Annotated in this window: 21 protein-coding genes; 12 read left to right on the top strand and 9 right to left on the bottom strand. The window is 69.4% G+C overall.

What is annotated here, in order from left to right:
* Positions 1–98 precede the first annotated feature (98 nt).
* Positions 99–1,022 carry a LysR family transcriptional regulator gene (locus EV675_RS05810; protein WP_130356397.1) on the bottom strand — a complete coding sequence of 308 codons (924 nt, stop codon included), beginning with the start codon at positions 1,020–1,022 and terminating at the stop codon, positions 99–101.
* Between the two features lie 131 nt (positions 1,023–1,153).
* On the opposite strand from EV675_RS05810, the gene EV675_RS05805 reads away from it, so the two are divergent.
* From EV675_RS05805 to EV675_RS05765, 9 genes are all read left to right on the top strand, one after another.
* Entirely contained in the window at positions 1,154–1,759 is a 606-nt protein-coding gene (locus tag EV675_RS05805) for an NADPH-dependent FMN reductase (protein WP_130356396.1), read from the top strand.
* A 19-nt stretch (positions 1,760–1,778) separates the two neighbouring features.
* A complete protein-coding gene (locus tag EV675_RS05800) occupies positions 1,779–2,948 on the top strand; it encodes an ABC transporter substrate-binding protein (RefSeq protein ID WP_130356395.1) in 1,170 nt (389 codons plus the stop codon).
* A gap of 18 nt (positions 2,949–2,966) precedes the next feature.
* Entirely contained in the window at positions 2,967–3,851 is an 885-nt protein-coding gene (locus EV675_RS05795; RefSeq protein ID WP_130356394.1) for a branched-chain amino acid ABC transporter permease, read from the top strand.
* Positions 3,848–4,843: a branched-chain amino acid ABC transporter permease gene (locus tag EV675_RS05790; RefSeq protein ID WP_130356393.1), complete on the top strand. Its 996-nt coding sequence runs from the start codon at positions 3,848–3,850 to the stop codon at positions 4,841–4,843. Before EV675_RS05795 ends, EV675_RS05790 begins: the two co-directional genes overlap by 4 nt.
* Positions 4,840–5,622 (top strand): ABC transporter ATP-binding protein, encoded by a 783-nt coding sequence (locus tag EV675_RS05785; RefSeq protein WP_130356392.1) that lies wholly within the window; start codon positions 4,840–4,842, stop codon positions 5,620–5,622. Before EV675_RS05790 ends, EV675_RS05785 begins: the two co-directional genes overlap by 4 nt.
* On the top strand, positions 5,615–6,340 hold the full coding sequence (locus EV675_RS05780; RefSeq protein WP_130356391.1) for an ABC transporter ATP-binding protein: 726 nt from the start codon (positions 5,615–5,617) through the stop codon (positions 6,338–6,340). Before EV675_RS05785 ends, EV675_RS05780 begins: the two co-directional genes overlap by 8 nt.
* A 37-nt stretch (positions 6,341–6,377) precedes the next feature.
* On the top strand, positions 6,378–6,905 hold the full coding sequence (locus EV675_RS05775; protein WP_130356390.1) for a VOC family protein: 528 nt from the start codon (positions 6,378–6,380) through the stop codon (positions 6,903–6,905).
* A gap of 20 nt (positions 6,906–6,925) precedes the next feature.
* Positions 6,926–8,104 (top strand): alpha/beta hydrolase family protein, encoded by a 1,179-nt coding sequence (locus tag EV675_RS05770; RefSeq protein ID WP_130356389.1) that lies wholly within the window; start codon positions 6,926–6,928, stop codon positions 8,102–8,104.
* A 162-nt stretch (positions 8,105–8,266) separates the two neighbouring features.
* A complete protein-coding gene (locus tag EV675_RS05765; RefSeq protein ID WP_130356388.1) occupies positions 8,267–9,394 on the top strand; it encodes a porin in 1,128 nt (375 codons plus the stop codon).
* 46 nt (positions 9,395–9,440) lie between these two features.
* On the opposite strand, the gene EV675_RS05760 is transcribed toward EV675_RS05765, so the two are convergent.
* Both EV675_RS05760 and EV675_RS05755 read right to left on the bottom strand, forming a co-directional pair.
* Positions 9,441–10,424 (bottom strand): Bug family tripartite tricarboxylate transporter substrate binding protein, encoded by a 984-nt coding sequence (locus EV675_RS05760; protein WP_130356387.1) that lies wholly within the window; start codon positions 10,422–10,424, stop codon positions 9,441–9,443.
* Positions 10,425–10,452: 28 nt separating this feature from the next.
* Positions 10,453–11,211 (bottom strand): alpha/beta fold hydrolase, encoded by a 759-nt coding sequence (locus EV675_RS05755; protein WP_130356386.1) that lies wholly within the window; start codon positions 11,209–11,211, stop codon positions 10,453–10,455.
* Positions 11,212–11,286: 75 nt separating this feature from the next.
* On the opposite strand from EV675_RS05755, the gene EV675_RS05750 reads away from it, so the two are divergent.
* A complete protein-coding gene (locus EV675_RS05750) occupies positions 11,287–12,198 on the top strand; it encodes a LysR family transcriptional regulator (RefSeq protein WP_130356385.1) in 912 nt (303 codons plus the stop codon).
* A 7-nt stretch (positions 12,199–12,205) separates the two neighbouring features.
* On the opposite strand, the gene EV675_RS05745 is transcribed toward EV675_RS05750, so the two are convergent.
* The 6 genes from EV675_RS05745 to EV675_RS05720 all read right to left on the bottom strand — a co-directional run bounded on the left by EV675_RS05745 (position 12,206) and on the right by EV675_RS05720 (position 18,261).
* On the bottom strand, positions 12,206–13,249 hold the full coding sequence (locus EV675_RS05745; RefSeq protein ID WP_130356384.1) for a LacI family DNA-binding transcriptional regulator: 1,044 nt from the start codon (positions 13,247–13,249) through the stop codon (positions 12,206–12,208).
* Between the two features lie 82 nt (positions 13,250–13,331).
* Positions 13,332–14,345 carry a Bug family tripartite tricarboxylate transporter substrate binding protein gene (locus tag EV675_RS05740; protein WP_130356383.1) on the bottom strand — a complete coding sequence of 338 codons (1,014 nt, stop codon included), beginning with the start codon at positions 14,343–14,345 and terminating at the stop codon, positions 13,332–13,334.
* A 38-nt stretch (positions 14,346–14,383) separates the two neighbouring features.
* A complete protein-coding gene (locus EV675_RS05735; protein WP_207221916.1) occupies positions 14,384–14,887 on the bottom strand; it encodes a 3-isopropylmalate dehydratase small subunit in 504 nt (167 codons plus the stop codon).
* Positions 14,884–16,143 carry a 3-isopropylmalate dehydratase large subunit gene (locus tag EV675_RS05730; protein ID WP_130356382.1) on the bottom strand — a complete coding sequence of 420 codons (1,260 nt, stop codon included), beginning with the start codon at positions 16,141–16,143 and terminating at the stop codon, positions 14,884–14,886. Before EV675_RS05730 ends, EV675_RS05735 begins: the two co-directional genes overlap by 4 nt.
* A gap of 19 nt (positions 16,144–16,162) precedes the next feature.
* The gene (locus EV675_RS05725; RefSeq protein WP_130356381.1) at positions 16,163–17,083 is read right to left on the bottom strand and encodes a ketopantoate reductase family protein; all 921 of its coding nucleotides are present in this window, start codon (positions 17,081–17,083) and stop codon (positions 16,163–16,165) included.
* An 11-nt stretch (positions 17,084–17,094) separates the two neighbouring features.
* Entirely contained in the window at positions 17,095–18,261 is a 1,167-nt protein-coding gene (locus tag EV675_RS05720) for an enolase C-terminal domain-like protein (protein ID WP_130356380.1), read from the bottom strand.
* A 171-nt stretch (positions 18,262–18,432) separates the two neighbouring features.
* Here EV675_RS05720 and pcaB point away from each other — a divergent pair, with 171 nt between their 5' ends.
* Together pcaB and pcaDC are read left to right on the top strand one after the other, a co-directional pair.
* A complete protein-coding gene (pcaB, locus tag EV675_RS05715) occupies positions 18,433–19,794 on the top strand; it encodes a 3-carboxy-cis,cis-muconate cycloisomerase (RefSeq protein WP_165404452.1) in 1,362 nt (453 codons plus the stop codon).
* A 3-nt stretch (positions 19,795–19,797) separates the two neighbouring features.
* Positions 19,798–20,964 (top strand): bifunctional 3-oxoadipate enol-lactonase/4-carboxymuconolactone decarboxylase PcaDC, encoded by a 1,167-nt coding sequence (gene pcaDC, locus EV675_RS05710; RefSeq protein ID WP_130356378.1) that lies wholly within the window; start codon positions 19,798–19,800, stop codon positions 20,962–20,964.
* The last annotated feature ends 9 nt before the right edge of the window (positions 20,965–20,973 follow it).

Below are 20,973 nucleotides of genomic sequence, written 5' to 3'. Positions count from 1 at the left end.
CGGGAAACAACCGTTCCCGGAGCGACGCCGGCACTCTAGCCTCCGGCGGATGGCACCGTCCAATTCGAAAACACGCATCGATTGAGTCGCCCAGGCACTCAATCGGCGCGCCGCGCCACGGGCAGCCCCGACGTCTTGTCGTAGACGACCTGCCGCAGCCAGCGGTACGCCGGCTCGGCATGCAGCCGCTCGTGCCAGTACTGGTGGATCTGGAAATTGGCCAGTTCCAGCGGCGGCGTGAAGATCCGCACGTCCAGCAGCCGCGAGAACAGCGTGCCCAGGTCCTCGGGCACCGTCGCGATCAGGTCGGCCTGCGCCACCAGGAAGGGCAGGGCCGAGAAGCGCGGCACGTGCAGGATCACGTCGCGCGTCAGTCCGCGCTCGGCCAGCGCCTGCTCCATGGCGTAGTACTGCGAGCCGCTGTTCACGTACATGGCATGGCGGCAGCGCAGGAACTGCTCCAGCGACAGGGAGTCCCGGATCTCGGGATGATGGCCCGCGACCATGCAGACGTAGCGTGTGGTGCGCAGGTTCTGCTGGCGCGCCCAGTTGGGCATGCCCAGGAAATAGCCGATGGCCAGGTCGATGTTGCCGCTATCCAGGGATTCGACCACCTCGTCCGGACGCAGGTCCACGATGGTCAGGCGCGCGTGCGGCGCGTGCTCGCGCAAATGGGCCAGCACCTGCGGCATCGCCACGATCATGCCGACGTCGTTGATGTAGACGCGGAAGTTGATCGTCGTGCTGGCGGGCGTGAATTCCGACGACAGGTCCACGCCCTTGAGCACTTCCAGCACCTGCGCGATCTTGGGCGCGATGCCATCCGAGAACGGCGTGGGCCGCATGCCGCGCGAGGTGCGCACGAACAGCGGATTGTCGAAATGGGCGCGCAGGCGCTTGAGCGCGGCGCTGACCGCCGGCTGGGTCAGGTTGAGCTCGTCCGCCGCCGCCGACAGCCGCTGGTGCCGGTAGATGGCGTCGAAGCACAGCAGCAGATTCAGGTCGAAGCGCAGCAGGTCCATGCCGGAGTGATATCAACGCCATTGATATTGAAGATAAACCATTTTTCTAGGAATTGATATCGCTCGGCCATAGACTGGCTGCGCCATCACGAAAAACAGGCGCCCACGCAGGCGCCACGGGAGACAGACGCTTGGACGCTCACACGACGCCCGGCGCGCATCGGGCCGGCCGCCTCCAGATCCTGGGGATATGCGGCAGCCTGCGGCGCCGTTCCTACAACCGCATGGCGTTGCTCGCCGCGCACGACCTGATGCCGGTCGAGTTGTCGCTGGCACTGGCCGAACTCGACGGCATTCCCATCTACAACGGCGACATGGAGGCCGAGGGCTTTCCGGAGCCGGTAAGGCAACTGGCGGACCGCATCCGCGCCGCCGACGGGCTGCTCATCGCCAGCCCCGAATACAACTTCTCGGTCAGCGGCGCGCTCAAGAACGCGATCGACTGGCTCTCGCGGCTGGATCCCCAGCCCTTCCGATACAAGCCGGTGGCCGTGCTGTCCGCCACCCAGGGGCCGGTAGGAGGGGCGCGCAACCAGTACGACCTGCGCAAGATCCTCGGCTGCCTGGAAGCCCAGGTGCTGCTGCGGCCCGAGGTATTCATCGGTTCCTGCCACACGAAATTCGACGCCAAGGGCCGGCTGGCCGACGACGCCACGCGCAAGGTGCTGGGCGACCAGATGGCGGCCTTTGCCCATTGGGTCCGGCGCCAGCGCGCCCTGGACCCGGCGCGCGCCTAGAACAACAGGAGGAGACACCATGAAGCTCGCATCCCCCCGGTCCGGCCGCCTGGCCGGACACGCCGTGCGCGCGGCCCTGGCCGCCGCCGTGCTGGCCATGGCCCCCGCCATGGCCCAGCCCATCAAGATAGGCATCATCACCGACAAGGTCGGCCCGGCCAAGCCCTATGCCGAACCGGTCACCGCGGGCGCCGTCTTCGCCGCCAAGGAGCTCAATGCCCGGGGCGGCATCCTGGGCCGCCAGGTCGAGCTGCTGATCGAGGACGACCAGGCCCGCCCCGACATCTCGGCCACGGCCGCGCGCAAGCTGGTGGAAGCCGGCGCCACCTTCATCCTGTCGCTGTCGCTCACGCCGTCGACCCAGCAGGTGCAGACCGTCACGCTGGAAACCAGAACGCCGCAGCTCACGCCGTCCAACAGCGGCGACACCCTGACCACGCAGATCGACAACCCCTATTTCTGGCAGACGGGCCCGCTGGGCTCGACCCAGATCGCCACGCTGCTGGCCTACGCGGCCAACCGCAACTTCAAGCGCGTGGCGCTGGTCGGTGAAAACTCCGACCTGGGTCAGTTGACCAACCGCTCGTTCAAGGCGGGACTGGAGAGGTCAGGCGTGCAGATCGTGGCCGAGGAAGTGGTCCCGCGCGGCTCGACCACCGCCGACCCGCAGATGCAGAAGGTGCGCGCGGCCAGGCCCGACGCCATTTTCCTGACCGGCGTCACCACGCCCGAAAACGTGCTCATCCTGCGGTCGTACCGGCAACTGGGGCTGAAGATGCCGCTGCTGGGCAACTTCAACCTGTCGGTGCCCCAGACCGCGGTGGTGGCCAAGGGACTGCTGGACGGCGTGGTGTTCGTCGACGCCTTCGACCCGGCCAAGCCGGAAGCACGCCGCTTCATCGAGGCCTACAAGAAAGAGAACGGCGTCGAACCCTACAACCTGAACGGCTACGGCTACGACGGGCTGATGCTGGTGGCCGATGCCATCAAGCGGGCCGGCGGCACCGACAAGGAAAAGGTGCGCGCGGCCATGCAGGCCACCCAGGGCTACGTGGGCGTGCTGGGCGCGGTGGGCTCTTCCTACGGTTTTCCCGCCGGCAAGCGCACGGGCTTCGACCGCAACGGCATGGTGGTGCGGGTGTACGAAGGCGACAAGCAGGGCAAGGTCGTCTTCTCGGGCGCGCAGTGACGCGGGTGCAGGGACCTCATGACCGATCTACTCGAACTCCTCGTCAGCGCCGCCGCCAGCGGCTGTATCTACGGGCTGGTGGCGCTGGCCTACCTGCTGATCACGCGACCGACCGGCATCATCAACTTCGGCGTGGGTGAATGGGCCATGGTGGCGGCCTTCGGCGCCTATGTGGCGCTATCGCGCATCGAGCTGCCCTATGCCGTATCCATCGCGCTGGTGGCCGCGCTGATGGTGGCCGTGGGCTGGCTGACCGAACGGCTGGCCGTGCGGCCGCTGGTCGTGAAGGGCGCGCCGCCGCTGGCACCGGTGCTGGCGCTGCTGGGCATGCTGGTGGTGTTCCGCGAACTGGTGTCGCTGGGCTTCGGCCCCGATCCGCAGCCGGTGCCCCCTGCCTTCGGCTTCGGCCGGCTGGAACTCGGGCTGCTGGCCGGTTCGTACCAGAGCTTCTTCATCATCGCGATTGCCGCGGCGGTGTTCGCGGGCGCCTGGTACTTCTTCGAACGCACCCTGACCGGCCGGTCGTTCGAGGCGGTCGCGCTGGACCGCCGCGCCGCCGCGCTGATGGGCATCAACCTGTCGCGGGTGACGGCGCTGTCCTTTTCGGCCGGGGCAGTGGTGGCCGGACTGGCCGGCGTGCTGGTGGCGCCCAACGTCTCGGCCCACTACCTGATGGGCATGCCGCTGGCCATACAGGGCTTCACCGCGCTGGTCATAGGCGGCGCGACACGGGTCGAGGGCGCCCTGCTGGGCGGCCTGATCCTGGCCTTCGCCGAACAGTTCACCGTGCGCTACGCGCCGGTTCCGCCGGGCCTGGCCATGGGCGTGCCGCTGGTGCTGCTGATTGCCTTCCTGCTGGTGCGCCCCGCGGGCCTGCTGCGTCCCCGGGAGGCCCGCGCATGAAATCCTTTCTTTCCTACGCCGCAGCGGCCGTGGTGCTGTCGGCCATCGCCTTCGCGCTGGGGGCCTACCAGACCGACATCTACCGCAAGATGCTGCTGTGGATCGCGCTGGCCATCAGCTACAACTTCCTGTTCGGCATCTCGGGGCAGATCGCCTTCTCGCACTTCAGCTTCTACGGCATCGGCGCCTACACCATCGTCATCCTGGTCACGCAGGCGGGCCTGCCCCTGCCGCTGGCGGTACTGGCCACGGTGGCGGTCTGCGTGGCGCTGGCTCTGGTGGTGGCCATACCGGCCACCCGCCTCGAAGGCTTCTACCTGGCGCTGGCCACGCTGGCCTTCGCCCAGCTCTTCATCGTCGTGCTGAACGAGGGCGGCGCGATCACCGGCGGCACCGGCGGGCTGGCCAGTTACCGGCTGCCGGACATCTTCGGCGTGCACGTCACGGGCCCCTGGTACACGGTGGTGATCGTGGTGCTGACGCTGGCGACCATGGCCATCATCGGCCGGCTGGACCGCTCGTGGTTCGGCCGCGCCTGCCGCGCGGTGCGCGACAACCCCGAAGCCGCCGCGGCCATGGGCGTGAACGTGCGGCGCACCAAGATCATTGCCTACGCCGTCACCAGCGCACTGGCGGGTGTCGCCGGCATGGTCTACGCCTTCGTCGACAACACGGTCAACCCGCACATCTTCGGGCTGGAGAACGTCTTCCTGTTGCTGTTCATGGTGATCGTCGGCGGCAGCGGCCGCATGGCGGGCGCCATCCTGGGCGCGGTGCTGCTCTATCTGATGCCGTTCGTGCTCTCGCCCCTGATCGGGCATCACCATGCGCTGGTGTTCGGCGTGTTCATGGTGCTGGCGGTGCTGTTCCAGCCGCGCGGCCTGATCGGACTGTGGGACAAGCTGCGGGGCCGGCGCCACCGGCCGTCTGCGGCCCGTCCGCGCCTGCCGGCCGCCGAGGCCAAGGCCGTGAAACGGGAGGGCCTGGCATGAGCGCACCACTGTTGCAGGCACGCGGCCTGTGCAAGCGTTTCGGCGGGCTGCACGCCGTGTCGGACCTGGACCTGGACGTGCACGCGGGTGAAGTGGTGGGCGTGATCGGCCCCAACGGCGCCGGCAAGACCACCACCTTCAACATGATCGCCGGCGCTTTCGAACCCACCAGCGGCCAGCTGGCCTTCGACGGCCGCTCGCTGGCGGGCGTACCCACGCACGGCTTCGCGCCGCGCGGGATCGTGCGTACCTTCCAGCACAACAAGTCCTTCGACAGCCTGTCGGTGCGCGAGAACGTCATGGTCGGCATGCACACGCGCATGCCGGCGTCGCTGTGGCGCGTGCTGGCCGGCACCCCCGACTCCCATCGCGCCGAGCGCGAGGCACAACGACGGGCGGACGAACTGGTGGACTTCGTCGGCCTGGGCGAGTTCGCGCAGGCCGAGGTCTCCACGCTGTCGTTCGGCCAGGGCCGCCTGCTGGAGATCGCGCGCGGACTGGCCGCCGGCCCGCGCCTGATGCTGTTCGACGAACCGGCCGCCGGGCTGGCGCCGGGCGAATGCGCGCGGCTGGAGGAGATCATCCTGGGCATCGCGCGCCAGGGCATCGCGGTCCTGCTGATCGAGCACGACATGCGCTTCCTGATGGCCCTGGCCGACCGGGTGGCGGTCCTGAACTTCGGCCGCAAGATCGCCGACGGCACGCCCGATGCGGTGCGCGCCGACCCGGCGGTGATCGAGGCCTACCTCGGCAACATGGAGAACCTGGCCCATGCTTGAACTGTGCAAAGTCAGCGGCGGCTATGGCCACGCACCCGTGGTGCGCAACGTCGACCTGCGGGTGGAGCGGGGCGAGACAGTCGCGCTGCTTGGGCCCAACGGCGCGGGCAAGACCACGCTTCTGGCGGCGCTGTCGGGCATTCTTCCGCAGCGCTCGGGCACGGTGAAACTGGGCGGCGCCGACGTGGGCGGACTGCCCAGCCACCGCATCGTCGAATGCGGGCTGGTCCAGGTTCCCGAGGGCCGGCACGTGTTCGCGCCGCTGTCGGTGGAAGACAACCTGCGCCTGGGCTCGGTCTCGCTGGTGCGGCGCGACCGTGCGCGCGCCGAGGAACGCTTCGATTTCGTCTACCGCCTGTTCCCCCGCCTGGCCGAGCGGCGCCGGCAGCTTGCCGGCACCCTGTCGGGCGGCGAACAGCAGATGGTGGCGATCGGCCGGGCGCTGATGTCCGTGCCGCGCATGCTGCTGCTGGACGAACCCTTCCTGGGCCTGGCGCCGCGGGTGGTGGAAGAGATCCTGGCGGTGCTCGACCGGCTGCGGGCCGAAGGCCTGACCATGCTGCTGGTCGAGCAAAAGCTGGACATCGCGCTGCCCTTCACGCGGCGCGCCTATGTGCTGATGAAGGGCAGGATCGCGCTGGCCGCCGACAGCGCCGAGCTGGCCCGCCGCGACGACCTCGCCCAACTCTATTTCGATCTGGCGCGGCAGGCGGCATGAGCCCGACGCGACCGCACGTTTCATCCGGAGCAACACCATGACATCTTTCGTACCCATCCGCGGCCTGCATCACTTCGCATACCGATGCCGCGACGCCGAAGAAACCCGCCATTTCTACGAGGACCTCCTGGGCCTGCCGCTCACCCACCTCGTAAGGGCCGAGAACATTCCCAGCACCGGCGAATACTGCCCCTACGTCCATCTGTTCTTCGAGATGACCGACGGCAGCAACGTGGCCTTCTTCGACCTGGGGGACAACCAGGCGGCCGACCCCTCGCCCAACACCCCGCGCTGGGCCAACCACCTGGCGCTGCGCGTGGACTCGGTGCAGGCGGTGGAGGACGCGCGCGCCCGGCTGCTGGCCGCGGGCGTGGAAGTGCTGGGCCCCGTGGACCACGAAGGCTTCGTGCAGTCCATCTACTTCTTCGATCCCAACGGCGTGCGGCTGGAGCTGACCACCACCGTGGCCAGCGACGAGGAAATGGCCGGCTACCGCGCCTCGGCCCGCGCCCAGTGCGACGCCTGGACCCGCGAGAAGGCCGCGCGCCTGGCCGCGGCGCGCTGACCCCAAGGAGACCGCGCACAGTGGACAAGGACAGACACACCTACGACACCCAGGCCGAATGGGTGCACGTCGAATTCCCGGAACAGGCGGCCTTCAAGGCGGTGTACGGCTTCGCGGGCTCGCTCGGCACCATCCACCTCGAAGGCGTCCGCTACGTCCCCAAGGGCGTGAAGTCGCGGACCCTGCTGGTGTTCATGCACCCGGCCACCACGCTGCAACTGCTGCCCATGCCGCGCGCCCTGGCCGCCCGCGGCATGCACGTGCTGTGCGCCGGCAGCCGGTACGCGCGCAACGACAGCGCCCTGATCATGGAGAACGTGGTGGTGGACCTGGGCGCCTACATCCGCCACGCCCGCCAGGCATGGGGCTACGAGAAAATCGTGCTGATGGGCTGGTCGGGCGGCGGCTCGCTGTCGCTGTTCTACCAGTCGCAGGCCGAGCGCCCCACCATCACCCACACGCCGGCCGGCGACCCCTGCGCCATCACCACCGCCGGACTGATACCGGCCGACGCCATGATCTTCCAGGCGGCGCACGTCTCACGCGCCGTCACCTTCGCCGACTGGATCGACCCCAGCGTCATGGACGAGAACGACCCGGACCGCCGCGACCCGGAACTCGATCTCTACCACCCCGACCGCAAGCCGCCGTACTCGGCCGAGTTCCTGGCGCGCTACCGCGCCGCGCAGCTGGCCCGCATCCGCCGCCGCACGGACTGGGTCAAGGAAACGCTGGAAACTCTGAAGAAACGCGGCGGCAAGGAACTGGAGCGCGGCTTCGCCACCCATCGCACCATGGCCGAGCCCCGCTTCCTGGACGGCGCCATCGACCCCAACGACCGGCCCATCGGCACCTGCTTCATGGGCGTGCCCGAGACCGCCAACAACGGCCCCATCGGGCTGGCGCGCTTTTCCACGCTGCGCTCGTGGCTGTCGCAGTGGTCGCCGGACGACACCAACGCGCACGGCGAGAAATGCGCGGCCGGCATCCACGTGCCGCTGCTGGCGATCGAGCATTCGGCCGACGACGCCGTGCCGCAGCCGCACACCCGCCGCATCTTCGACGCGGCGGCAAGCGCCGACAAGAGCATGACCGTCATCCGGGGGGCCAACCACTACTTCGTCGGCCAACCCGAACATCTGCAACAGGCGGGGGACCTATGCATGGACTGGCTTAGGCAGCGCGGACTGCTTGACTGACCGGCGCGCCGTCCGCCGGCGGGAGGCCCGGGCCACGGGCCCTTCCTGACCGTCCGGCGCGCCACCACACCTGACGACGGGTTTCGCATCCGGACGCCCCGCGCGCCTGGAGGACCCTGCTTTGCCCGTCGCCAGGCCATCACCAATAAGAGGGGAGACACCATGAAGACACGCATCGCGGCCTCCGCCGCGGCGGGCTGCGGCCTGTTGGCAGCGGCCCTGGCCGGCACCGCCCAGGCGCAGACCGGCGTCACGCTGTACGGCATCATTTCCGAAGGCCTGTCCTACACCACCAACGTCGGCGGCAAGAGCCTGACCGAGCTCAAAGGCAACGTCATGCAGGTCTCGCGCTGGGGGCTGCGCGGCACCGAGGACCTGGGCGGCGGCACCCGCGCGCTGTTCAACCTGGAAAGCGGATTCTCGCCCGACACCGGCACCTGGACCCAGGGCCGCCTGTTCGGCCGCACCGCCATCGTCGGCCTGGCCAACGACCGCTGGGGCCAGGTCACCATCGGCCGGCAGATGGACGCCATGTCGCAGACCCTGGTGGGCTACGAATCGGCCATCCAGTTCGCCTCGATCGGCACCCACATCGGCGACAACGACAACCTGTTCCCGGTGGCCCGCATCAGCAACTCCGTGCAGTACATGAACAAATTCGGCGGCCTGCAGTTCATCGGCGTCTACGGCGCCGCCGAGAAACCCGGCGACTCCACCGACAACCGCAGCATCAGCGCCGGCCTGGGCTACACCCGCGGGCCCTGGTCGGTGGGCGTGGCCTACCACGACATGCGGCGGCCCAACAGCACCACCAACCCCAACGGCGCGATCTACGGCGACTGGGGCATCACCTCGCCCTTCGTCACCAGCCCCGGCGGGGCGGGCGTGAACCGCCAGTCCATGTACGGCGCGGGCGGATCCTACTCCATCACACCGGCGCTGAAGGTCTCGGCCCTGTACACGCACAGCAAGTTCGATTACTTCGACAACAGCGATCTGAAGCTGTCGAACTACGAGGGCACGATCACCTACTTCATCAATCCCAGCACCCTGGTGGGCGCCGGCTACATCTTCACCGACGGCAAGTACAGCAGCAACGGCAACAAGCCCAAGTGGCACCAGCTGAACCTGGGCGTGGACTACTTCCTGTCCAAGCGCACCGACGTCTTCCTGGTGGGCATCTACCAGAAGGCCGCCGGCGACGCCCGCTACGCGCAGATCTTCAGCAACCTGTCGTCGGACTCGAAGACGCAGATGTCCATCATCGCCGGCATACGGCACAAGTTCTGACGCCGCAGGCGCGCCGCCGCGAAGCAACGGCGGCGCGCGGTCCGCTTCAGTTGGGCGGGATGTTGGCCATGCGCACCCAGTCGCGCCAGCGCACGATGTCCGCCGCGATGAAGGCGCCCATGTCGCGGGCAGGCAGGAAACCCGCCTGCATGCCCTTGGCCTCCAGCGACTGCCGCACCTCGGGATCCGCCATGGCCTTGCCCATCAGCGCGCTCACCGTTTCCACGATGGCGGGCGGCGTCCCGGCCGGGGCCGTCAGGCCCAGCCAGCCCTGCATCTCGTAGCCGGGAATGGCCTCGCCGATGGCCGGCACGTCGGGCAGTTGCGGCAGCCGGCGCGGCGTCGTGACGCCGATGGGCTTGAGCCGGTCGTTCTGCAGCGCCGGGGCGGCCGACAGCGCGTCCAGGAACGCGAAATCGAACTGCTTGCCGATCAAGTCGGTGATGATCTGCGTCACGTTCTTGTAGGCGGCGCCTTCATAGACCACGCCCGCGGCGGCCTTCAGCATTTCCGCGGGCACCTGCGACGACGAGCTGTAGTAGCCGAAGCTCATGCGTCCGGGCTGCGCCTTCGCCTGCGCGATGAGATCCTGCACCGACCGGAACGGACTTTCCTTGGGCACCATCAGCACCGAGCCGAAGGTGCCGAACCGGCCCACCGGCACGAAGTCCTTGACCGGGTCGTAGCGCAGGTCCTTGTACAGGCTCAGGTTGGCGGCGTGGGTCGAGTTGGTGGACAACAGGAAGGTGTAGCCGTCGGGCTTGGCCTCCTTGGCCGCCATGGTGCCGATCACGCCGCCGGCGCCGGGACGGTCGTCCACCACGACGGTGGCCTTGGGATGGACCTTGGCGATGTAGCCCGCGAACACCCGCGCGGAGAAATCGGCCGCGCCGCCCGCCGCCGACGGCACGATGATGGTGACCGGACGGCTCGGCCAGTCGGATGCCTGGCCGTGCGCGGCGCCCGTCCAGGCCGCCGCGCACGCCAGCAGGCCCGCCGGCGCCAGGCGCCGGATGCTTCCGATGTTCATGTTTGTCTCCTCGTTCTTTTGTTTCCCGTCAGGGTTGGGCGGCGCGCAGGTGGCGCGCCAGAAACGTGTCCAGCGCATCGTTGTAGGCATCGGCGCAGTCCACCATGGGGGTATGGCCGCCCGGCAGCAGCACCAGTTCGGCATCCGGGATCAATTCCGCCAGCCGCCGTGCGTCGGCAACGCCTCGGCGCCGGTCCAGTTCGCCGTGCGCGATCAGCACCGGGCAGCGGATCGCGCCCAGCCCTTGGCTCAGGTCCATCCGGCGCAGGCCCTCCACCGCCTCCAGCAGCGCGTCGGCCGGCAGCGCGCCCAGATAGCGCTCGAGCTCCCGCATCAGGTCCGCAGGCGGTTCGTGCGCGAAACAGGCTTGCAGGAAGGCCCGCCGCGTCTGCGGCGTCCAGTGGTGGCGTATCCGTTCGGGCAGCGAGTTGTCGCCGTGGTCCCGCGTATTCGGACCCGTGTTGGAAATCACCAGAGCCTGCACGGCAAACGGACGGGCCAGGGCCGTCAGCAGCGCGATCACGCCGCCCAGCGAATGCCCCAGCAGCACCGTCGGCGCGGTGCGCAGCGCCAGCGCGTCGGCCAGGCTCCGGGCGACCGCCGGCGGCGTAAAGGGCCCCGCCCCTTGCATCCAGTCCACTGCGCGCAGCGCGCAGCCCGGAACGGTGACCTGGCCAAAGATACCGGGACTGCATCCGCCCCCCGCCAGGGCGAGGACGAGCGGGCCGGGTGCCCGGACGACGTGCGGCGGAATGGGCGCCTGGTCGGGTCGATCTGCATGGTTCATGCGGCGATGATAGGCGCGTCCGTCTCATCCAAAAATTGAATAATATTGATCAGACAATAACCATATGGAATCGACATGCTGGCAGAGATCCCGATCGCCCAGTTGCGCGTGTTCCTGCATGTGCTGGATGCGAAGAGCTACCGCGTCGCCGCCGACAAGGTCCTGCGCAGCCAGCCGGCCGTCTCCAAGATCATCCAGCTGCTGGAGGAAAAACTGGGCGCGCCGCTGTTCGAGGCCGACCGCCGCACCACCCCCACGGCCTTCGGCAAGGTGTGCGAGCCGCTGGCCAGGGAACTGGTAAAGCACCACGACCGCATCGTCGAGACGCTGCTGTCGCAATCGCGCCAGCACGCGGGCACGCTCACGCTGGCGTCCATAGGCAGTTTCGCCACCAACTGGGTGCCGGCGCTGATCAAGGATTTCATCGGCCGGCATCCCGGCGCGGCGGTCCGGCTGATCGACGACAATTCCGAGAACATCCACCGCATGGTGCTGTCGGGCGAAGTCGACTTCGGCCTGTCCAGCGAGATTTCGATCACGCCGGGCCTGGACTTCATCCCGCTCATGACCGACGCGTTCGGACTGGTCTGCCACGCCAGCCATCCGCTGGCCCGGCGCGGCCGGCTGGAGTGGTCCGTGCTGGCCGACCTGCCCTTGATCGGCACCACCGCCCACCGCGAACTGAACGGCACCCCCGAGGCGAAGTGGCTGGATCATTGCTGGTTCCACGTCTCCAACATGATGACGCTGTCGGCCATGCTGTCCAGCCAGGTGGGCGTCACCATCCTGCCCCGGCTGGCGGTGCCGGCCTTCGCCAAGGACTTGCGCTTCGTGCCGCTGGTGCGCCCCGGCCGCCATCGGCGGATAGGCATCGTGAAGGTGAAGTCGCAGACCCTGCCGCCGCTGGCGCAGGCCATGGAGCAGGAACTGATGGCCTATGCGGCCCTGCACGGCAACGTCCGGCCGAAGGCGGCGCGCCGGCGCTAATTCGCTGTCAGCGGCGCGGCACGGCGGAGCCGCGCGCGATCAGTTCGGGCCGGATGCGGATCTTGCGCGGCGCGGGCGCCGGATCGCCCGGCCGGGCCTGCGCGCCGATGCGCGCGAAGAGCAGTTCGGCCGTGGACGCCGCCAGCGCATCGATGGGCAGGCGGATCGCCGTAAGCGACGGCGTCGTCAGCTCGTACCACTTGGGGTCGCCATAGCCCACTACCGAGATGTCGGCCGGAATGGACAGGCCGTGCTCGCGGATGACCGCCAGCGCGACGATGGTCAGCTCGGAACTGCCGATGACCACCGCCGTGGGGCGCTGCCGCGCGGCCAGCAGCCGGCGCATCGCCTCGGCTCCGAACTCCTGGCGCGGCGGCACCTGCACGACGAGATCCGGGTCCGGTTCCAGCCCGGCCTCGGCATGCGCCCGCACGAAGCCGCGCAGGCGATCCCGGCCGGGCTTGATGCGCCCGTACCCGCCCACATAGCCGATGCGCCGGTGCCCCAGCGACAGCAGATGGGCCGCCGCGGCGTGCGCCGCGCCGGCATCGTCCATCGCCACCACGTCGGTGGCCAGCGTCGCGACGCTGCGTATCAGTTGCAGGGCGGGCGTACCGGCCAGCAGTTCGACCGTGCGAGGCAGGGGCGCCGGCGAAGGCGTGATGACGATGCCGGCGGCGCGGGCCTGGATCAGCGCCTGCACCTCGCCGCATTCGGCCTGCGGGTCGTCCTCGGTAATCGCCAGCACCATCTGGAAGCCCGCATCCCGGCAGCGCTCGGCCAGGCGCTTGGCGATGGCGCTATAGAAATCGTTCTGGATGTCCGGAATGACCAGCCCCACCAGCGGGCTGGCCCCGCCGCGCAGGACGCGTCCCGAGGCGTTCAGCACGTAGCCCAGTTCCTGCGCCGCCTGCCGTACCCGCGCCTTGGTGTCGTCGCTGAGCTTGGGATGATCGTTCAGCGCGCGCGAGACGGTGGTGTGCGAAATACCCAGCGCGGCGGCGATGTCCTTGATGGTGACGGGACCGTGGGCGGGCTTGGAACTGGCCATGGGCTTCCTGTGGGCATCCGGTGCCCAGAGTGTACCCGTCCGCCTGTCCGCGCGCGGGCAGGCGGACGCTCCGGACACGCCGCTATTGCACGCTGATGCCGGCGTCCTTGACGATGCGCGCCCACTTGGCCAGATCGTCCTTGATCACGCCGGCGAACGCTTGCGGCGTATCGCCGATGGGCTCGCCCCCCAGCTCCTGGAAGCGGCGGCGCACGTCGTCGGCCTGCAGGATGCGCGCCAGTTCGGCGTGCAGCTTTTCGATGACCGGCGCGGGCGTGCGGGCCGGCGCCAGGATGCCGTACCACGACGAGACGTCGAAGCCCGGCACGCCCCCCTCGGCCACGGTGGGAATGCCGGGCGCCCCGGCCGCGCGCTTGCCCGAGGTCATCGCGATGGCCTTGAGCTTGCCGCTCTTGATGAAGGGATCCGCGGTGGCCAGCGCCGTCACCAGCAGCGGCACCTGCCCGCCCACCACGTCCGTGACCGCCTGCCCGCCTCCCTTGTAGGCGACGTGCGACATGCGTATGCCCGTGCGCGATTTCAGCAGTTCGCCCGCCAGGTGGCCGGTGCTGCCCAGCCCCGCGGACGAGAAATCCAGGTCGGCGTCGGCGCGCTTGCCCAGGGCCACCAGCTCGGGCAGCGTGGACGCCTTCAATTGCGGATTGGCGACGATGATCAGCGGCACCAGCACCACCCGCGATACCGGCGCGAGATCGCGCTCGACGTTGAAGGGCAGCTTCTCGTACAGGCTGGGGTTGATCACCATGGTGCCGTCCGCCGCGAACAGCAGCGTGTAGCCATCCGGCTCGGCCTTGGCGACGATATCCGTGCCGATGTTGCCGTTGGCGCCGGGCCGGTTCTCGACCACGACCTGCTGGCCGAAGGCGGTGGAAAGCTTCTGCCCGACCAGCCGCGCGAACACGTCGCTGGTGCCGCCCACCGCGAACGGCACGATCAGGCGGATGGGCTTGTCGGGATAGCGGGCGGCAGCCTGGGCCAACGCCGGCCCTGGAGCCGCCAGCAGCAGGGCGGGCAACAGTCCGGCCGCAAGCGCGAGGCGCCGCCGGCGGCCGCATCGTCGGGTGTGGGGGTCCATGCATGTCTCCTCTGGCGTCTGTGCGCCTCGATGGTGAGTCAGTCCGTACCGGTCGCGGCCAGTCGACGCCTGACGTATTCCACCAGCCCGCCCTGCCGGATCATGCCGGCCAGGAAGGGCGGATGGACGGGAAACGGATAGGCGCGCGCGCCCAGCCAGACCTGTCCGCCATCCAGGTCCACCCGGATCGCATCGCCTTCGCGGGCGTCGCGGACCGCGTCCGGACAGGCCACCAGCGGCAGCCCGTTGTTGAGCGCGTTGCGAAAGAAGATGCGGGCAAAGCTCTCGGCCACGATGCACGAAATACCCGCCGCCTGGAGCGCCAGCACCGCATGCTCGCGCGAGGATCCGCAGCCGAAGTTGCGGCCCGCGACCAGCACGTCGCCCGGCCGGACCCGCCCGGCGAAGCCGGGATCCAGCGGCTCCATGCAATGCCGCGCCAGCACCTCGGGGCGATGCGAGGTCAGGTAGATGGCGGGAATGATGACGTCGGTATCGATGTCGTCGCCGAACCGGCGCACCGTTGCGCTGGCCTGCGTCACAGCGCCTCCGGGTGGATGAGTTCGCCCGCCACGGCGCTGGCCGCCGCGACGTGGGCATTGGCCAGGTAGACCTGGGATTCCGGGTCCCCCATGCGGCCCCGGTAGTTGCGATTGGTGGTCGCCACGCAGACCTGCCCTTCGGCCAGCACGCCCGTGCTCAGCCCGGCGCAGGCACCGCAGGTCGGGGGCGACACCAGCGCGCCGGCCTCGGTGAATACGTCGACCAGCCCTTCGGCCAACGCCTGCCGGTAGATGTCCCGCGTGGCCGGTACGACCACGCAGCGCACACCGCGCGCCACCTTGCGTCCGCGCAGGATGGCCGCGGCCTGGCGCAGGTCGGTCAGCGTGCCGTTGGCGCAGTTGCCGATGTAGGCCTGGTCCACGCGCACGCCGCGCACCTCGGCCACCGGCGCCACGTTGCCGGGCGAGTAGGGCCTGGCGCACAGGACAGGCAACGACGCCAGCGCCACCTCCAGGCGGTCGGCATGGTCGGCGTCCGCATCCCCGTGCTCGACGACGCCTTCGCCGCCCGTGGCGCGCCGTGCCCATTCCCGGGTCTTCTCGTCGGGCGGCACGATGCAGGTCTTGGCGCCGGCCTCCACCGCCATGTTGCACAGGGCCATGCGCTCGTCCATGCCCAGGCTGGCCATGCCCGGGCCGCCGAACTCCATGCTCCGGTAGGCCGCCCCGTCCACGCCCAGGCGCTGGATCAGGTGCAGGATCAGGTCCTTGCCGGTCACATAGGGCTGCCGCTCGCCGTGGAATTCGATGCGCAGCGTGGCTGGAACGGTGAACCACAATTCGCCCATCGCCAGCGCCGCAGCGATGTCGGTGGACCCCATGCCTATGCCGATCGCGCCGAACGCGCCATAAGTGCAGGTATGGGAATCGCCGCCGACGATCAGGTCCCCCGGACGCACCAGGCCCAGCTCCGGCAACAGGGTGTGCTCGATCCCGCCCGTGCCTATGTCGTAGTGGTGCCGCACGCCGTGCTCGTCGGCGAAGCGCTGGAGCGAACGCAGCGCCCGGGCCGAAGCCACGTCCTTGGGCGGCGCGAAATGATCGCCCACCAGCACCGCCAGATCGGGTTGGCGCAACCGCTTCACACCCATCTGCGCCAGCCGCTCGAAGGCGATCGGTCCGCTGACGTCGTTCAGCAGCGCACGGTCGATCCGCGCCGTCACGATCTCGCCCGGGCGCACCCGGTCGCGCCCGGCGTGGCGGGCGAAGATTTTCTCGGTGGCGGTCATGCCCATGGCCGGCTCCCGGATGCCATCAGCGCGCCGCGCGGCGCTCGCGCTGGCGGACCAGCGCCGTCAGCGTCGCGTTGACCGGAGCCTGCACGCCAGCCAGCGCCGCCTCCCGGGGCACGGCGCCGTTGATGACGTCGATCTCGCTGGGCCGTCCGTTCTCCAGGTCCTGCAGCAGGGATGGCCTGGCGTTGGGAATCTTCGCGCCGAAGGCCCGCACGTGGGCCACCGGATCCTGCACCGCCAGGGCGACGCCGCGCGCCCGCGCGACTTCCCAGGCCTCGACCGCCGCAGCCCGACTGACCGGCCCCATGTCGGCGTCGTCCATGACCTCGCCCACCGTCATGCCGGTCAGCGCGCAGGGCGCGCTGTAGGCGACGTTGCAGATCAGCTTCTCCCACTGCATGGCGGCGATGTTGTCCACGGCCTCGGCCTTGAAACCTGCGGCGCGCCACAGGGCGGCGATGGCATCCACCCGATCGCGCGCCAGCGTCGAATAGGCGCCCATGCGGATGATCTCCATCCCGTTGTGGAAGGTGTGGCCGGGGCCGCGCATCTGCGCGCCGAAACCGCCGGCGATACCCACCGCCACCCGCTCCGCGCCCACGGCCCGCGCCACCAGGTCCGCGCTGCCCATGCCGTTCTGGATGGTCAGTATGCGGGTGTCCGGCCCCACCGCCGGGACCAGCCGGCCCGCCGCCTCGGCCACGTGCGCGGCCTTGACCGCGACCACGATCAGGTCCATGGCTTCGTTCGGCACCTGCTCCAGCGCGCGCACCTTCACCACACGGTCACCGCTCGCCCCTTCCACCCGCAGGCCATGGTCCCGCATGGCGGCGACGTGCTCGTGCCAGGTGTCCACCGCCACCACCTCGTTGCCGCCGCCCGCCAGGAGGCCGGCATAGATCGAGCCCATGGCCCCGCAACCCATCACCAGGATCTTCATGCGCGTCTCCTTCACGCCAGCAGTTGTCCGATCGCCTCGCGCAGCTCGGGCTTGCGTTCCAGCCCGAAACCCGGGGCGCCCGACGGCGCGATGCGGCCTTCGCCCGCCACGCATTCGTCGCAATAGCCGCCGAAGGGCTGGAACACGCCGGGATAGGCCTCGCAGCCACCCAGTTGCAGCCCCACGGCGATGTGCAGATTGATCAGGTGGCCGCCATGGGGATAGAGCTGCGCCCGCCGATAGCCGTGCGCATCCATCTCGGCCAGGATGCGGCCATACTCGGTCAGTCCGTAGCTCAACCCCGCGTCCATCTGGAAGATGTCCCGGTCCGCCCGCATGCCGCCGAAGCGCAGCAGGTTGCGCACGTCGGCGGCCGAGAACAGGTTCTCGCCCGTGGCCACCGCGCCCGGATAGCCCTCGATGAAGCGGCGATTGGCATCGAAGTCCAGCGGGTCGCAGGCTTCCTCGAACCAGCGCAGCCCGAAAGGTGCCATGGCCTTCGCATAGGCCGCCGCCTCGTCGACCGAGAAGCGGCCATTGGCATCGACCGCCAGCCTGGACCCGTCGCCCGCGACCTCCAGCGCCGCCTCGACCCGCTCCACGTCGGTAGCCAGGTCGGCGCCGCCTATCTTCATCTTGAAAGCCGAGAAGCCCATGTCGCGGTAGCGCAGCAGTTCGTCGCGCAGGATGGCACACGGATCGCCGGGATAGTAGTAGCCGCCCGCGGCATAGACGTCCACGTCGTCGCGCACGCGCGAGACCCCGTGCGCGCGGCTGATGGTCTGGAATGCCGGTTCGTCATTCAGCTTGGCGTTCAGGTCCCAGAACGCCAGTTCCAGCGCCGCCACCGCCGCCGCCCGGTCGCCATGGCCGCCGGGCTTTTCGTTGCGCATCGCGCAGGCGTGCACCTTGGCGGGATCGAAGCGGCGGCCCGATTCATCCAGCAGGGATTCCGGGCGGGCCGCCAGCAGGCGCGGAAAGAAGCGCTCGCGCAGCAGGCCTCCCTGGGCATAGCGGCCGATGGAATCGAAGGCGATGCCGGTGACCGGCTTGCCGTTGCGCACCACGTCGGTGACGACCGCCACCAGCGAGACGGTGTGCTCGGAGAAATTGACCAGGGCGTTGGAGATGTTGCCGCGCAGCGGGACCGTGAGTTCCCGCAGCTCCTTGATGATCATGGTGCCTTTTTCCTCTTGGGGGACGCTTCTTTTTCATCCTGGCCTTCAGCATAAATGCACACGTGTGCATTAGTCAAGGGTGCGGGTAGCCAGGGGAAAACCCGGGACCTGCCATGCTATCGTCATGCCCAGTCCGGCCGCCGCCGCGGCCCTTCCGATACGGCCTTCCCCATGGACGCTCTCAACGCCTTCTTCTCGACCCCGGCCATCCGGGCCATCTGGACCGACCAGGCGGTGATCGCCGCCATGATCCGCTTCGAGGCCGAACTGGCCGCCGCGCAACGCGACTGCGGCGTCATCCCGGCCGACGCGGCCGATGCCATCATCGATACCTGCTCGTCCTTCGCGGTGGACGCCGGCAAGCTGGCGGCCGATGCCCGCGTGGCCGGCACCCTGGCCATTCCGCTGGTCAAGATGCTCAAGGCCGCGGTGGGCAAGCGCAGCGAAGGCGCCGCCGCCTACGTGCACTACGGCTCGACCAGCCAGGACCTGGCCGACACCGCGATGGTCACGCTGGCCCGGCAGTCGCTGGACCTGCTGCGGACCGACCTGGTCCGGCTGGGCGACGCGCTGGCCGCGCAGGTCGAGGCCCATCGGCGCACGCCGCTGCTGGGCCGCACCCTGATCCAGCCCGCCGCGCCGGTCACCTTCGGCTGGAAGGTCGCCGGCTGGCTGGACGCCGCGGGCCGCAGCAGCGCGGCGCTCAAGCGCGCGGGCGACGAGGCCTGCACGCTGCAGTTCGGCGGCGCCAACGGCACGCTGGCGACCCACTACGGCGAAGGCCAGCGCGTCGCGCGCGCACTGGCCGACCGGCTGGGCCTGCGCGTGCCCGCCATCTCGTGGCAGGGCGGACGCGACCGGCTGGCGCGCCTGGGCAGCGAACTGGCCATCCTGTGCGGCGCGCTGGGCAAGATCGGTCGCGACATCTCCCTGCTCATGCAGGCCGAGGTGGCCGAGGCCTTCGAGCCCACCGGCGAAGGCCGCGGCGGATCGTCGGCCATGCCGCACAAGCGCAATCCCGTCTCCAGCATGTACCTGATGGACGCCGCGTACCGCGCCCCGGCGCTCGCGTCCATCCTGGCCGGCGAGCTCGCCTCCGAACACGAGCGCGGCCTGGGCACCTGGCCCAATTCGCTGCCGGTGCTGGCCGACCTGTTCAGCCTTGCCGCCAGCAGCATCGCCGCCGCGGTCGACATCGCCGAGGGCGTGCGCGTCGATGCGCAGGCCATGCAGGCCAACATCGACCGCCTGTACGGCGTCGTCTATTCGGAAGGCATTTCGCTGAGGCTGTCGGCCCTGCTGGGACCGGCCCAGGCGCAGCGCATCGTCGGCCAGGTGTGCGAACAGGCCATTTCGCAGCGCACGCCGGTGGCCGAACTGCTCAAGCAGATTCCCGAAGTCACCGCCGTTCTGGGCACGGAGGACATCGATATCCTGGCCGGCCCGCAGCCGCAGATCGCCGCGTGCCAGCCCATGTGCAGCGCCGTGCTGTACCAATGGCAGGAACAGAAGACCCTTATCCAGGAGGACTAGAACATGCCCCACGTTGTCAGCGGCGACGCCCGCATCTACTGGCGCAGCGACGGCGACGAGAACCTGCCGCCGCTGGTGCTGGCCAATTCCATCGGCACCGATTTCGCGGTCTGGGACGACGTGCTGCCGCGCCTGATGCGCCACTTCCGCGTGATCCGCTTCGATACGCGCGGCCATGGCGCCTCGGACGCGCCGGCCGGCGATTACACGCTGGAGCAGCTGGGCAACGACCTGGATGCGGTCGCCACCGCCGCCGGCGCCGAGACCTTCGACTATGCCGGTGTATCGCTGGGCGGCATGATCGGCATGTGGTACGGCATCAACAAGCCGGGCCGACTGCGCCGGCTCGTGCTGTGCAACACCTCTTGCCAGATGGACCCGCAGGCCTGGCGCACGCGCATCGACACCGTGCGCGCCAACGGCATGGCCAGCATCGTCGACATGGCCATGGGCCGCTTCTTCACGCCAGAGTATGTAGAACGCAACAGCATCGCGTTCCAGCGCGTGCGCAACACCTTCCTGCAGACTTCCGCGACAGGCTACACCGGCTGCTGCGCGGCCATCCGCGACATGCAGGTCGCGGACGACCTGCATCGCATTTCCGTCCCCACGCTGGTCGTCACCGGCGAGCGCGACGTCTCGACGCCGCCGGCCGCGGGCGAATTCATTGCCGGCAGGATCCCGGGCGCCACGACCCGCATGCTGCCCGCCGCCCATATCGCGGCCAGCGAGGTGCCGCTGCAGTTCTGCGACACGCTGATCGAGTTCCTGACCGATCCGCCGGTCGAAACCGAGCAGGACCGCTACGACTACGGCATGGCGCGCCGCCGCCAGGTGCTGAGCCCGGCCTACGTCGATGCCCGCAACGCCGCGATCACGCCTTTCAACCGCCGCTTCCAGGCCTTCATCACACGCTATGCCTGGGGCGAGGTCTGGACTTCCAGCCGCTTCGAGGACACCACCCGGCGCATCGCCGTGCTGTCGATGATGCTGGCGCTGGGCCGCTGGGAAGAGTTCGAGATGCACGTGGCCGCCGCGCTGCGCGCCGGCATCGAGCCCGCCGTCATCGAGGAAACGCTGGTGCAGGCCGCCATCTATGCCGGCGTGCCCGCGGCCAATACCGGCTTCCACCTGGCCGGCAAGGTCATCGAAAAGCACAGGCAGGGCTGAGGTCCGTTC

The organism is Pigmentiphaga kullae (assembly GCF_004216695.1).
GTDB classification, from domain to species: domain Bacteria; phylum Pseudomonadota; class Gammaproteobacteria; order Burkholderiales; family Burkholderiaceae_B; genus Pigmentiphaga; species Pigmentiphaga kullae.
The sequence above is the reverse complement of the archived record's forward strand: the minus strand, read 5'-3'. Positions and strand labels throughout refer to the sequence as shown.